This window comes from Streptococcus loxodontisalivarius (assembly GCF_016908645.1).
Classification (GTDB): domain Bacteria; phylum Bacillota; class Bacilli; order Lactobacillales; family Streptococcaceae; genus Streptococcus; species Streptococcus loxodontisalivarius.
On the sequence record NZ_JAFBEH010000009.1, the window covers coordinates 1 to 14,525 of the forward strand.

Annotated in this window: 10 protein-coding genes; all 10 read left to right on the forward strand. The window is 39.3% G+C overall.

The window, feature by feature from the left end; all coding sequences use genetic code 11:
• Positions 1–502: 502 nt before the first annotated feature.
• The 10 genes from JOC28_RS02960 to JOC28_RS03005 all read left to right on the forward strand — a co-directional run bounded on the left by JOC28_RS02960 (position 503) and on the right by JOC28_RS03005 (position 14,367).
• Positions 503–1,375 (forward strand): helix-turn-helix domain-containing protein, encoded by an 873-nt coding sequence (locus tag JOC28_RS02960; protein WP_205009159.1) that lies wholly within the window; start codon positions 503–505, stop codon positions 1,373–1,375.
• A 133-nt stretch (positions 1,376–1,508) separates the two neighbouring features.
• Entirely contained in the window at positions 1,509–6,371 is a 4,863-nt protein-coding gene (locus tag JOC28_RS02965) for a glycoside hydrolase family 70 protein (protein ID WP_205009160.1), read from the forward strand.
• A 113-nt stretch (positions 6,372–6,484) separates the two neighbouring features.
• A complete protein-coding gene (locus JOC28_RS02970; protein WP_205009161.1) occupies positions 6,485–8,779 on the forward strand; it encodes a GbpC/Spa domain-containing protein in 2,295 nt (764 codons plus the stop codon).
• A gap of 267 nt (positions 8,780–9,046) precedes the next feature.
• On the forward strand, positions 9,047–9,556 hold the full coding sequence (msrA, locus tag JOC28_RS02975; RefSeq protein WP_205009162.1) for a peptide-methionine (S)-S-oxide reductase MsrA: 510 nt from the start codon (positions 9,047–9,049) through the stop codon (positions 9,554–9,556).
• Between the two features lie 25 nt (positions 9,557–9,581).
• Complete coding sequence (locus tag JOC28_RS02980) at positions 9,582–9,797, forward strand: YozE family protein (RefSeq protein WP_205009163.1); 216 nt, start codon at positions 9,582–9,584, stop codon at positions 9,795–9,797.
• Positions 9,798–10,042: 245 nt separating this feature from the next.
• Positions 10,043–11,395 (forward strand): LysM peptidoglycan-binding domain-containing protein, encoded by a 1,353-nt coding sequence (locus JOC28_RS02985; RefSeq protein ID WP_205009164.1) that lies wholly within the window; start codon positions 10,043–10,045, stop codon positions 11,393–11,395.
• Between the two features lie 91 nt (positions 11,396–11,486).
• Positions 11,487–12,539, forward strand: coding sequence for a PhoH family protein (locus JOC28_RS02990; protein ID WP_205009165.1), 1,053 nt, complete (start codon positions 11,487–11,489; stop codon positions 12,537–12,539).
• A 40-nt stretch (positions 12,540–12,579) separates the two neighbouring features.
• On the forward strand, positions 12,580–13,317 hold the full coding sequence (locus JOC28_RS02995; RefSeq protein ID WP_205009166.1) for a DUF6994 family protein: 738 nt from the start codon (positions 12,580–12,582) through the stop codon (positions 13,315–13,317).
• Between the two features lie 128 nt (positions 13,318–13,445).
• Positions 13,446–13,943, forward strand: coding sequence for an rRNA maturation RNase YbeY (gene ybeY, locus JOC28_RS03000; RefSeq protein ID WP_205009167.1), 498 nt, complete (start codon positions 13,446–13,448; stop codon positions 13,941–13,943).
• Positions 13,924–14,367: a diacylglycerol kinase family protein gene (locus JOC28_RS03005; RefSeq protein ID WP_205009168.1), complete on the forward strand. Its 444-nt coding sequence runs from the start codon at positions 13,924–13,926 to the stop codon at positions 14,365–14,367. The genes ybeY and JOC28_RS03005 overlap by 20 nt, the downstream gene beginning before the upstream one ends.
• Positions 14,368–14,525 lie beyond the last annotated feature (158 nt).

The following is a 14,525-nucleotide window of genomic DNA, read 5'->3' on the forward strand; positions in this document are numbered from 1 at the left end:
ACTCAAAAACCACACAGTGATTCTTTCGTCTTGATTGTTTTCGAGACGGAAATCATTGTGTGGTTTTATGTTGAAGCTCGTTTTTGCCCAGCCTCTTTCTTTTTGCTTAAATTATCCCATATACAAGAAAAGAAGTGTTGATATAACGAAAGTAACGTGAAAATATAGCAGAAAAAATGATTTAATTTTTCACTCATCCAATTAAAATATACTCTTATCTAAATCGTCAAAAATATCTTTCAAGTTCAAAAAATAAAAAATAATCGTCATCAAAATGTCAGAAAAGACTTAAAAATGTTATAAAGATATGATAAAATCATTGTTAAGTAAAGAAAACTTTACTCGATTAAATGATTTGACGCTACAAATATTTATGTTAAAATAAAAGGTATTAGTGTTTTTAGAAAAGGAGAGAAAATAAAGTAGCGTCGTTTATAGAAAAAATAATAAAAATATCAATTGATAAAACTTTTTAATAATGCATAAGAGAGAGAGAGCGTATATGCAAAGAAAAGAACAGTTACATCAAGATTTTGGAAAAATTTTTAAAGAGATTCGTTTATCCCGAAATATGTCCTTGCAAGAGGTTTCAGAAGGGATTGTCTCTGTGTCACAGTTGTCTCGATTCGAGAGAGGGATCAGCAACATCACTATTAACATCTTTTACGAATGCCTAAATCGAATGAATACCAGTGTTAATGAGTTTCTACTTATTAGCCAAAATTATAACCTTTCAGATGATTTACAATTTTTTGATAATTTATCCAAAGCAGTTGATGCACATAATATTGTAAAATTAGAATCTATTGTCCAACAGTGCCAAAACCTTCAGAAAGATAATCCAAAGGTTAAAAAATATCAGTTGAATCTAATCGCAGCCAAGGCCCACTATTTGGATCTTCATGATCACAAGCTTTTGAAGCCTACTGAACTGCAATTTTTAACAGATTACCTTTTTTCTGTTGATGAGTGGGGAAGTTATGAGTTAAATCTCTTCACAAGTTGTGTTGATTTCTTCCCAGCTGATATGTTGGATGTGTTTGCTAGCGAGATGTTGGCACGTACACAGTTTTATTCAAACGTTCCTGAAAACAGGACGATTGTTCAGCGTATGCTGTTAAAAGTAGTCCGAGTATGTATCTTGGACGATAATCTTCAATTAGCACGTCGATTTATCACTTATTTGGAGCATCTGGATATTCCAGATACTTATGTTTATGAGAAGCTCTTGATTAAGTTTAATCGTGCCTTCTATTCTTACCGCCTGGGCTATTCAAATGCTATGTCTGATATCCAGGAATGCCTAACAGTTCTCAAGAGTTTGGAGTGTTATTCCGTTGTTGAGACATTAGAAAAAGATTTGCAGAAGCTTTGATTTGTTTCATATAGGCAAGAAAAAGTCAAAGCTGGAAGTTATCTTATATAATTTAAGAGTAAAATAATAATGGGTTAATCTAATTAATCCATTATTTGCTTGCATATCTTTATTGTCCATAGGAGGATAAAAAATGGAGAAGAAAGTTCGTTTTAAGTTACACAAAGTTAAAAAACATTGGGTAACTCTTAGCGTTGCTGCTGTAGCGTTGGCAGGGATTGTTGGTGGTGCACCAGCATCTGTTTCTGCTGAATCGGTTACTACTGATAACGATACAACAACGACACTAGTATCAGATGAATCGACTACTGTTGAATCAGTTACGGAAGAGACTGTTTCAACAACTGAAGCTGCAACAACAGATGAAGCCGCTGCAGAAGCAAGCGTAGTATCAGAAACTACGACGACTTCTGAAGCAAGTACAGAAACTACTGTCTCAGAAACTGCTGAAACAACATCAGAAGAAACAACCACTGCTGCAACAACAGCAACTGAAGCGACTACTACAGCATCAGAAGCTGCTAGTGCAACTGTTTCAGAACAAGAAAAAGAAGCTGCTTTGTCATTGAGCAACATCAAACTTGTTGATGGTAAGTACTACTATGTACAAGAAGATGGTTCTTACAAAACTAACTTCGCTATCACTGTTGATGGTCAACTCTTGTACTTTGATGAAACTGGTGCCCTTACAAGTGCATCAACTTACTCATTTACTCAAGGTTTGACAAATCTTACTGACGCTTTCACAAGCAACAACCGTGCTTATGATTCAACAGAAGCAAGCTTTGAATTGATTGACGGCTACTTGACAGCTGATAGCTGGTACCGTCCTACTGAAATCCTTGAAAACGGGACAACATGGGTTGCCTCAACTGAAAGTGATTTCCGTCCACTTCTTATGGCATGGTGGCCAGATGTTGATACACAAGTATCATATTTGAACTACATGTCAGATTACTTCGGTTTGGATACAACTTATACAGCTGATCAAGAACAAGTCGTTCTTAACACAGCCGTAAAAGCTATCCAAGTTAAAATCGAACAAAAAATCACTGCACAAGCAACTACTGACTGGTTGCGTGAAGTGATCAGTTCATTTGTTACTACTCAAGACAAATGGAACATGACATCAGAAACACCTAACTCAGACCACTTGCAAAAAGGTGCCCTCCTTTATGTTAACAGTGATTTGACTGAGTGGGCTAACTCTGACTATCGTTTGCTTAACCGCACGCCTACTAACCAAACAGGCGATATCAAGTACACAGTTGGTAATGACAATGGTGGACTTGGTGGTTATGAGTTCTTGCTTTCAAACGATATCGATAACTCAAACCCTGTTGTTCAAGCTGAAATGCTTAACCAACTTTACTACCTCATGAACTGGGGTACAATCGTCTTTGGTGATGATACTGCCAACTTTGACGGTGTTCGTGTCGATGCGGTAGATAACGTTGATGCCGATATGCTTCAACTTTATACTAACCTCTTCAAAGCTGCTTACGGTATTGATGAGACAGAAGCAAATGCACTTGCTCACATCTCAATCCTTGAAGCATGGTCACACAACGACCCATACTACAACTACGACACAAATGGTGGTGCACTTGCCATGGATAACGGACTTCGTCTGTCACTCCTTTACGCATTGACTCGCCCAATTACATCAGAAACTGGTGGGGAAACTCGTACTGCAAAACTTGATGACATTATCAATGGTGGTTACTATGGTCTTGTTGACCGTTCTAACGTGACATCTTATGATGATACTGGTAAAGCATCTTACATCTTCGTTCGTGCCCACGACTCAGAAGTTCAAACAGTTATTGCTAACATCATCAGCAAGTACATCGATCCAACTACAGATGGCTTCACATTCACGCTTGATCAATTGAAACAAGCCTTCGCTATCTATAATGAAGACATGAACAGTGTTGATAAGAAATTCACTCACTACAACATTCCTGCAGCTTATGCAATCATGCTTCAAAATATGGGTCAAGCAACTCGTGTTTACTATGGTGACCTTTACACAGATAACGGTCAATACATGGAAACTGAGTCTCCATACCATGAACAAATCACAACACTTCTTGAAGCACGTTCTAAATATGTAGCAGGTGGTCAAACATCATACGTTGACTATCTTGATGCAACTGCAACAGTTGCTGACGGTTCAACAGCTGCAACTAACAACGGTGTTTATGTTTCTGTACGTTACGGTCAAGATTTGATGAGCGCAACTGATACTGAAGGTGGTCAATATGGTCGTAACTCAGGTATGTTGACTATCGTATCAAACAACCCTGACTTGGAACTTAAAGAAGATGCTGTCTTGAAAGTTAACATGGGTGCAGCCCACACTAACCAAGCCTACCGTCCATTGATCATCGGTACAGAAAACGGAATCGTATCATCACTTAATGATTCAGATACAACTCTTGTTAAAACAACTGATGCTGATGGCTACCTCTACTTCACAGCAGATGAAATCAAAGGTTTCTCTACTGTTGATATGAGTGGTTTCGTTGCAGTTTGGGTACCAGTAGGAGCAGCAGAAGATCAATACGTTCTTGCGTCAGCATCTACTGAACAAAAAGCTGAAGGCGAACAAATCTATCAAGCTTCAGCAGCTCTTGAAGCACAAGTTATCTACGAAGGCTTCTCAAACTTCCAAGATTTCGTTGAAAACGATTCACAATACACTAACAAGAAAATTGCTGAAAATGCAGAACTCTTTGCTAAGTGGGGAATCACATCATTTGAAATCGCACCACAATACGTTTCAACAACTGACGGTTCATTCCTTGACTCAATCATCCAAAATGGTTATGCCTTTGATGACCGTTACGACTTGGCTATGAGTGAAAACAACAAATACGGTTCATCAGAAGATCTCCGTAATGCCTTGTCATCACTTCACGCAGCAGGTATTCAAGTAATCCTTGACTGGGTTCCAGACCAAATCTACGCATTGACAGATAAAGAAGTTGTAACAGCTACACGTGTTAATAACTACGGTGTAACAACTCCTGATACTGAGCTTGTCAACAAATTGTACGTTGCAAACTCTAAATCATCTGGTGAAGACCTTCAAGCTAAATACGGTGGTGAGTTCCTTGAAAAACTTCAAGAACTTTACCCAAGTCTCTTTACAGATGTTATGATTTCAACTGGTCAAACTATTGACGCTTCAGTTAAGATCAAACAATGGAAAGCAGAATACCTCAACGGTACAAACATCCTTGGTCGTGGTGCTGAATATGTTCTTAGCGATTCAGGTAAATACTTCACAGTTACAGCTGATGGTTCATTCCTTCCAGCACAATTGACTGGTGATACAAGTGCTCAAACTGGATTCTACTACGATGGAACTGGTATGAGCTACTACTCAACATCAGGTAACCGTGTAACTTCAGGATTTGTAACTTACAACGGAAACAAATACTACTTCAACGAAGATGGCTATCTTGTTGTTGGTGCTCAAGAAATTGATGGTTACAACTATTACTTCTTGCCAAACGGTATCCTTCTTACAGATGCTATCGTAACTGACGAAACTGGTACATCATACTACTATGGTACAAGCGGTAAACGTAGCACAACTGTTGGTTGGAACGAAGTTAAAGAAACTGCTGTTGATGAACTTGGTCAATCAGTGACAACTTCAAACTGGCGTTACTACTATGAAGACTCAGCCTTGGCTACTGGTTTCTCTGAAATCGATGGTACAACTAAGTACTTCATGGCAAATGGTTACCAAGTTAAAGGTAAATTTATTACTGCAGCTAACGGTAAATTGTATTACTTCGATGCTGATTCAGGTAACATGGCAACTAACAAGTTTGCTAACGACGGCGACAAGTGGTATTACTTCGATGAAACTGGTGCAGCTGTTACTGGTGAAGTGACTGTTGACGGAACTGTTCTTTACTTCGACGAAAACGGAGTTCAAGTTAAAGGTCAATTCGTAACTGATGAAAATGGAAATGTAAACTACTTTGATGCAAATTCAGGTGCTAAAGCATACTCTAAATTCATCACAACAGGCGATAACAACTGGTATTACTTCAACTCACGTGGTAACCGTGTCACTGGTCAATACACAATCAGTGGTAAAGTTTACCTCTTCGGTGCTGATGGTAAACAAGTTAAAGGATTTACAACAGACGCTAACGGTAACACACTTTACTTCGATGTGAACTCAGGTGTTAAAGTAGTTGGTAAATTCTTCTCAGTTGGAGATAACTGGTACTATGCTGATGCAAACGGTTATGTTGTAACTGGTGCGCAAACAGTTAAAGGTCAAAACCTCTACTTCGACGAAAACGGAGTTCAAGTTAAAGGTCAAACTGTTACAGATGCTAGTGGAAATCTTACTTACTACGATGCAAACTCAGGTGTTCAAGTAAGAAATAAATTTGTCCTTATTGGCGAAAACGACTGGTATTACTTCGGTGAAAACGGTGTTGCTGTAACTGGTTTCCAAACAATCAACGGTCAATACCTCTACTTCGAAGCCAACGGAGTTCAAGTTAAAGGTCGCTTCTTCTCAGTAGGAGATGATTGGTACTACGCTGACAACGACGGTAATGTTGTTCGTGGCGCACAAACAATCAATGGTCAAAGCCTTTACTTTGATGAAAATGGTAAACAAGTCAAAGGTAGCATCGTTACTGACTCAGAAGGTAAAGTACGTTACTACGACGCAAACTCAGGTGAATTGGTTACAAACAAATTCGTCCGTGTTGGTGACAACGACTGGTATTACTTCGGTGCAGACGGCGTTGCTTTGACTGGTGCACAAACTGTCTACGGTCAACAATTGTACTTTGCAGCTGATGGTAAACAAGTTAAAGGTGATTATGTATCACTTGGTAACGGTATGTATGCCTTCTACGATGCAGATTCAGGTCGCCGTGTTTACAATGCATGGGTAACACTTGCTGATGGAACACGTATCTACGTTAACCGTTACGGTATTACTTATAAATAATTTAAGTCAATCTCGACTTAGTTGAAAAAACGAAAGATATCCTAGATTCTAGGGTATCTTTCGTGCGTTTTTAAGGGAAATTAGAAAAACGATAAAGAAAAAGGAGAAAATGTATGAAAAGTTTTAAAGACTTTAAAAATTCAAAAGAAGTTTTTTCAATTCGTAAGAAAACTGTTGGTGTTGTGTCGCTTGCAATTGCAGCAAGTTTGACCTTGATTGGTGCTGGAGTATCTGCTGATGAAGTAGCAACAACAGCTCCTATAACAAGTGAATGGGTTTCTCAGGTTGATGAGGATACCACTTCTCAAGAAGAAGTCCTTACAAGCCAAGAGCAAGTTAGCCAAACAAGTCAGGCTCCTGTTCAAGCAGAACAAAGTCTTGAAGTAAGCCAAGAATCGCAAGAGCAAGCTCAAGTGACTTCAACAGAAGAAACAGTATCTACTGAGTCTTCATCAAGCGCTGCTTCAACAATCACAGAAACTTCTCGTCAAACAAGCGGTAATACAAGTACTATAACTTATTCTGTTGAAACACCTGCCTTGACTGAAGCAGTAGCTGCTGCTAAAGAAGCAGGGCTAACTGTAACACAGACTGCTACTGAGACTCAAGCAAGTACCGCAGTGGCTATTGAGGATAATGAAGCTCAAGCACAAGCTATTGCTGAAACAGTCGCTCAATACCAAGCTGCCCTTGCTCAATATCAAGCAGAGCAGGCTCAATATGAGCAAGAATTAGCACAATACCAAGCTAAAAAAGATGCTTATGACCAATACCAAGAAGAAGTTTCAACAGGTACTGGTGCAGGTATCCTAGCAACTGCACAAGATTTGATTTTGACTAAGGAACCAAATGCTGTCGTGGCAGTTGATGGCTTGAATGTTTACATCACTAAAGAAGGTGTGAAAAACCATGCTAGTGATGATACATTGACATCTTACAATCTTGAAGGATTTGCTTGGTCTGAACTTACTTCTGATAACCAATACGCTGCAAATGAAGATGTTTGGGGTGTAATGTACACAGGTGATACGGTAACAGCAACCTATACAAATCTTGAAAATGCTAAAGTTGGTTCTGAAACGATTGCTAAGATTGTCTACTCATATACTTTGGTAAGCTCAACAAGTGACCGTCAGGGCGTTGTTGTTCGTCTTCACCACGACCCAACTCAAACAATCACTATTGGTTCAAATACTGATAACCAGGAAGCTGAGTTGTCTGTTGATATGTCAATCAAATTCTACAATGAAGCAGGTCAGGAGATTGATTTGTCAGCTTCATCTGTTATCATGAGTTTGTCATCATTGAACCACTGGAATGGTATGGCTTATGTTACTGAAGAACTTCCACAGGCAGTTCAGGTGCAAGCTAAGGATATCGAAGGTAATTTGGTAACTGTAACAGTTGATGTTTATGCTGATGGAAGCAAACCAAGTCTTAAAGATGGTCTTGCTCAAAGTAAATCACTTGCAGCTGCTTTTGGAGATACAGTTGTCCTTTCAAAAGACAATCCAGCAAAATTTGTCGTCAATGGACAAGTCCTTGATGCAAGTTCAATTGCTGCTTTGGATCAAAACGGTAATACAGTAGACGCTGATCAAAATAGTTTTGGAACTTACACACTTGATCCTTTGACTGGTCTTGTAACATACACACCAACAGTTAAATATGACAAGTCAAACCACATTGAAAAAGTGACAATCGGAAATAACACTTATATCCAAATTCCAGGTTCATCAGTAACAAATCAGGATGGTGTGGTTTATGCGGTTAATGACAATGAGTACATGGCACACGGTTCAACCTTCAATGCTGAAAATGGTTGGGATGATCCAGCATCTGCAACTTACTACTATGGATCTGCAGCTATCGTCTTGAAAGATGGTAACTTGAACTTTGCTGTTTCAGGAAATGAAGCAGGGACAAATACTGTTTACTGGTTTGCTGTGAATTCAACAGTAGCGGTGCCAGAAGAACCAGGTCAGGCACCAGTTGCTCCAGAAGCACCTGAAACACCAAGTGTTTCTTATCATGAAAACCAAGTTGTTGAAACAGTAGTAGACGACACTAAGACACCTGACAAAGATGATACTAAGAAAGACCGTCCACGTCCAGGTTGTGACTTCCCAAGCTATGATTTCTATTGCTATCCTCGTTTACCACGTTACTACGGTTGTGATTATCCAAGCTATTCATTCCGTTCAAATCCTTGCCTGCCAAGCTACTATGGTTACGGTTGTGCCTACCCAACAAGAAGTTTCGTAAGCAATCCATGTCTTCCTGGTTATGGTAAATCTTACTCATACTCAGCTGTTCGTTATAGCTCATTTAGCAACTATAGCAGAAGCTTCAGTTCATACGGCTACAATTTTTCAAGCTTTGGCGGTGGACACTTTTCATATTGCTAAGCTAATCTAGAATGAGAAGAGGTTAGGACAAAAGTCCTAGCCTTCTTCTTTTTTATAATCTAGTTTGCAAGGCGCAGGGGTTGAGTGGTCTCTAATTCGTTGATAAATCAACTCTTACAGCCCTACTCAACTGTGCGGAGGTGGGACGACAAAATCGAATTCCTTTGGAATTACCGATTTTTGTCCCACTCTCTTCTTTTTACTTTTAAGGCGACAAGCGTCAGTATTTCTGTTAAAATGGAGCATATTAAGCAAGGAGGTTCTGTTATGGAGAGAGCAATATTTGCTGGTGGCTGTTTTTGGTGTATGGTTCAGCCTTTTGAAGAGCGAGACGGTGTTTTATCTGTTCTGTCAGGTTACACTGCAGGGCATGTGCCTAATCCGACCTATGAAGAGGTTTGTTCTAAAACTACTGGGCATACAGAAGCAGTAGAGATTATCTTTGACTCTGAGAAAATATCCTACCAAGACCTGCTCCAGATTTATTGGGCGCAGACAGACCCAACAGATGCATTTGGGCAGTTTGAAGATCGTGGCGATAACTACCGTCCAGTCATCTTTTACAGTGATGACCGTCAAAGAAAAATGGCAGAGCAGTCTAAGGCAGACCTACAAGCATCAGGTCGTTTTGATCAGCCAATCGTGACTCAGATTGAAGCAGCACAGCCTTTTTATCCTGCCGAGGACTACCATCAAGCTTTCTACAGAACAAATCCAGAACGCTATGCTTTAAGTAGCGCCAGAAGACATGCCTTCCTAGAGGAAAATTGGCAGTGAGTATAAGAAACATGGAGGAAGAGAAATGAGAAAATCCTTTTATATGTGGCTAATGGCCCAGCGTAATCCTAAATCAGATGAACCAGTAGCGATTTTGGCAGATCTTGCCTTTGATGATACGACCTTTCCTAAACACACTGATGATTTTGAAGAAGTCAGTCGTTATCTGGAGGACCAGGCAAGCTTTTCCTTTAATCTGGGTCAATTTGATCAAATCTGGGAAGATTATCTAGCGCATTGATGATTTGACTTGCTAGTAACGGGATGATTTATCTAACTGGCTCTAAAGATGGACTGTCTTTATTTTCTGACAATAATTCCTTTTATGACAAAATATGACAAAATATTAGGGGCTTGTAACAAAAGTTGTAAAACTGTCTACAAAGATAGCAATTCTTTTAAATAGGCTAAAATGCCTTCCTTTAAGGAAATTTTATGATATGATAGTAGATCAGTAAAGTTAAGAAAAAGGAAAATAATAAATATATGATTTCTAAAAAATTAAGTAAAAAGTCACTTTTATATTCAACCGTAGCTCTTTCAATGTTTGCAGCTGGTCAAGCACAAGCAGATGAAACAACATGGACACCACGTTCAGTTGAAGAAATTCAAGCTGGTCTTGTAACTGATGGCAACACTGTTACCTACACTGTTCAATACGGTGATACGCTTAGCACAATTGCACAAGCTATGAATATCGACGTTAATGTTCTTGGAAATATCAATAAAATTGCTGATTTGGATTTGATTTTCCCAGAGACAGTTTTGACAGCGACTTACAATGATCAAAATCAAGTTGCGGCAGTCGAAGTTGAAACGCCTGTTTCACCTGGTTCAGATGAAACGATTAAAGCGACAGCTGACTTGGAAAACAATCAAGTAGTTGTTGAAGATCAAACGGTTAGCGTAGCTGATTTAACTCAGGCGATCGTTGATACAACAACTGAACAAGCATATGCTGAAACAACAACACCAGTAGCGGATGCTATTGCCCAAGTGACAGAAAGTCAAGCAAGCTCTGAAACAAGTGCTGCCAGCGAGACTGAAGTAACTAGCCAAGCACCAGTAGCAGAGACTACACTTGCTGAAACAACAGAAGTTAGCCCAGTTGAAACATCAGAAACAACTGTTGAAGAAACAAGTGCTAGCCAAGTAAGTTCAGAGACAACTGAAACAGCAGTTGAGACAAGTTCTGAAACTTCAGTAGCAGAGACAACAGAAGCAACAACTGAGGAAACGACAGTAGCAGAGACTACTGAGACACCTGTAGAAGAAACTTCTGCTGAAACAACTGTAGCTGAATTGACTCAAGCTATCGTGAGTGAAACAACTGCTGCACAGACTTATGCAGAGACTACTGAGCCAGTTACAGAAGCTATCAATCAAGTGATTGAAGCAAGTGAGACAACAGAAGCAACTACTGAAGAAACAACAGTAGCAGAGGCTACTCAAGCTACAACAGCTGCAAGCGCAACTAACAATGTTACTATCAATACTGAAAATATGCAGGCACCAGCTGCAGCCTTTGCACAAACAGTAGCTAATGTCTTTGGTATTTCAAATATTGGTGGTTACCGTGCAGGTGATCCACAAGACCACGGAAAAGGTTTGGCGGTTGACGTTATGGTTCCTGAAAGCTCAGCACTTGGTGACCAAGTTGCTCAGTATGCAATCGACCACATGGCTGAAAATGGTATCTCATATATCATCTGGAAACAACGTTTCTACTCACCATATAATAGCATTTACGGACCAGCTAACACTTGGAATCCAATGCCTGACCGTGGAAGTGTTACAGAAAACCACTACGACCACGTTCACGTATCATTTAACGGCTAAGCTTTAAGTTTAGAAAATGTAAAAAATCACGTAAGTGCGTGGTTTTTTGTTATAATAAGGCTATATTTGACGAAAGAAAGAGGAACTCTATTTGCAAGAGTATTCGGTTGAGATTGGACTAAATCATCCTGATGATGTTTTTGCTCTTTTTGGGAGCAATGAGCGTCATCTCAAACTTATTGAAGATAATCTAGGTGTCATTATTCATGCTAGGACAGAGCGTGTGCAGATTTTAGGTGATGATGAGGCAGCTGTTGAGACTGCTCGTCTTACGATAGAAGCTTTGCTTGTCTTGGTGGGGCGTGGTATGGTAGCCAATACCTCTGATGTGGTAACGGCGCTTTCTATGGCTGAGTCTGGTAATATTGATAAGTTTATTGCTCTTTACGAAGAGGAGATTATCAAGGATAATTCTGGCAAGCCTATTCGTGTCAAGACTTTGGGGCAAAAGGTCTATGTTGACTCTGTTAAAAATCACGATGTGGTCTTCGGTGTCGGTCCTGCAGGTACTGGTAAAACCTTCCTAGCAGTGACTTTGGCAGTGACAGCACTTAAGCGTGGTCAGGTTAAACGTATCATTTTGACCCGTCCTGCGGTTGAAGCTGGTGAGAGTCTAGGTTTCCTGCCTGGTGATCTCAAGGAAAAGGTTGATCCTTACCTTCGTCCTGTCTATGACGCACTCTATCAGATTCTAGGTAAGGAGCAGACGACTCGTCTCATGGAACGTGAGATTATTGAAATTGCTCCGCTTGCCTACATGCGTGGGCGTACTCTAGATGATGCCTTTGTCATCTTGGATGAGGCTCAGAATACGACCATCATGCAGATGAAGATGTTTTTAACCCGTCTTGGTTTTAACTCTAAGATGATTGTCAATGGGGATACCAGTCAGATTGACCTGCCTCGTAAGGTCAAGTCTGGTTTGATTGATGCGGCTGAAAAATTGCAGGGCATTAAGCAGATTGACTTCGTTCATTTTTCTGCCAAGGATGTGGTTCGTCATCCTGTTGTTGCTGAAATTATCAAGGCTTACGAAGATGACCGCGCAGCTATTTTCCAAAAAGAACTAGAAGAGGTCACACCACAAAAGTCAGGTTTGACTAGCTATGAGGTTATTGGAGAGTTGCCAGAGGAAAATCAGTGAAGCTGAGAGTAGAAACATTAGATTTAAGTTTTAAATCATTATGAAAATATACAAAGAAAATATTAAACGATTCAATGATTTTTTTGGTAGTGACTATTATCATTTATTACAAGATACGGATTCCACTTATATTGAAAAATTTTTTGAATGCTTAAATATTGATCCAGATAGTTGTGACGATGAATTATATAGACAACTAGGGGAAAAGTTGAACTTAGATTATCGTAGAAATTATCTTGTAGATAAGGTTGGAGATGAGACGGTAAAACTTTCCGCTGATATTATTTGTGGACGAAAACAATTATCAACCCATTATAAAAATGACTATGAAAAATGGATTTTGGATTACGAGTTAATTCGTTCGAATATAGACTTGCATTTTGTATGGCCAAAACATAAGTCACCAACTATTAATACTTATCGTTATACTAAATATTTAGATCGAATTGATTGTTTGTTATTTGATTTAAAACTCTTTTTTGAAGGAGATAACAATACTCCAATGAGTTCTGTTTACTTGAACACTAGTGATAATCGAACAACTTATGCTTGGTTAAAGCAATTTAATGATTTTCCACAATTTATTGAGAAGTTGCAGTTAAGAGCTTGGGTAGATGATAACTATAACGTATTAGATATTAGTAGTAATCAGAAAAAAACACTAACAACAGTGCTTTCTCGAGATATTATTGAAACTACAATTTCGGATTATATGAAGTATTTAATAGAATTAACTCGAAAGGGAAGTTTCAATCTTTCCTATATAGACCAAGAGTAATGGAAGTAGAAATGAAAGGGATTACTTGTTTCTTCAAGCTAATTCCTTTTCTTTATGCTATAATAAAGTGATTAGAACTACTTAGAGTAAGAAAGGAAAGGGGACGGACTGTTCCCTTCATTAAGAATATGTACGTTGAAATGATTGATGAGACTGGTCAGGTCTCTGATGAAATGAAAAAGCAGACGCTAGACTTGTTGGAGTTTGCGGCTGAGAAGACTGGTAAGTCTGACAAGGAGATGGCAGTGACTTTCGTGACCAATGAGCGCAGCCATGAACTTAATCTGGAATACCGTGATACAGACCGTCCGACGGATGTTATCAGTCTCGAGTACAAGCCTGAGACACCTATTGTCTTTGATGATGAGGATTTGGCTGAAAATCCTGAACTTGCTGAGATGCTGGATGAGTTTGATAGCTATATTGGTGAGCTCTTTATTTCTATTGATAAGGCGCGTGAGCAGGCTGAGGATTACGGTCACTCATTTGAACGAGAGATGGGCTTTTTAGCTGTTCATGGTTTCCTCCACATCAACGGCTACGATCACTATACCCCTGAAGAAGAAAAGGAAATGTTTACTTTACAGGAAGAGATTTTAAGTGCCTATGGACTCACAAGAGAATAAAGTCAAAATTTACGAAAAATCAGGAAAAATTGAGCCAAAAGATGCCAAGAAAAAGTGGAAGAATGCCAACTTCCTAAACAGCTTTGAATTTGCATGGACAGGAATCAAGACTGCCTTTATCGAGGAGAGAAATATGCGTAAACACGCCGTTTCTGCTCTCTTGGTTATTCTAGCTGGTCTTGTTTTCGGCGTGTCAGCTATGGAGTGGATGCTGCTTTTGATGTGCGCTTTCTTGGTTATCACTTTTGAGATTGTTAATTCAGCCATTGAAAATGTGGTTGATTTGGCCAGTGATTATCATTTTTCCATGCGTGCTAAGAAGGCTAAGGATATGGCGGCAGGAGCTGTGCTTATGGTCTCTTTTCTTGCTATTATCATTGGTCTCATTATCTTCGTGCCTAAGTTATGGGCGCTGCTATTTTAAAAAACTCAGGATAGCTTTGTAGAATGCTACCCGTCTTTGAGAAGAACACTTTATCTAAATGTTTTTTACCATGAAGATGGTAAATGGAATGATAGACATTTATAGGAATTAGAAATTGGAAGGAGTGGACAAGTTTGTGTTCATAACTGAACACGGAC

What these genes read in the sequence shown, in the direction of transcription:
- JOC28_RS02960 (WP_205009159.1), top strand. Translation starts at nt 503, where the DNA reads ATGCAAAGAAAAGAACAGTTACATCAAGATTTTGGAAAAATTTTTAAA.
- JOC28_RS02965 (WP_205009160.1), top strand. Translation starts at nt 1,509, where the DNA reads ATGGAGAAGAAAGTTCGTTTTAAGTTACACAAAGTTAAAAAACATTGG.
- JOC28_RS02970 (WP_205009161.1), top strand. Translation starts at nt 6,485, where the DNA reads ATGAAAAGTTTTAAAGACTTTAAAAATTCAAAAGAAGTTTTTTCAATT.
- msrA (WP_205009162.1), top strand. Translation starts at nt 9,047, where the DNA reads ATGGAGAGAGCAATATTTGCTGGTGGCTGTTTTTGGTGTATGGTTCAG.
- JOC28_RS02980 (WP_205009163.1), top strand. Translation starts at nt 9,582, where the DNA reads ATGAGAAAATCCTTTTATATGTGGCTAATGGCCCAGCGTAATCCTAAA.
- JOC28_RS02985 (WP_205009164.1), top strand. Translation starts at nt 10,043, where the DNA reads ATGATTTCTAAAAAATTAAGTAAAAAGTCACTTTTATATTCAACCGTA.
- JOC28_RS02995 (WP_205009166.1), top strand. Translation starts at nt 12,580, where the DNA reads ATGAAAATATACAAAGAAAATATTAAACGATTCAATGATTTTTTTGGT.
- ybeY (WP_205009167.1), top strand. Translation starts at nt 13,446, where the DNA reads ATGTACGTTGAAATGATTGATGAGACTGGTCAGGTCTCTGATGAAATG.
- JOC28_RS03005 (WP_205009168.1), top strand. Translation starts at nt 13,924, where the DNA reads ATGGACTCACAAGAGAATAAAGTCAAAATTTACGAAAAATCAGGAAAA.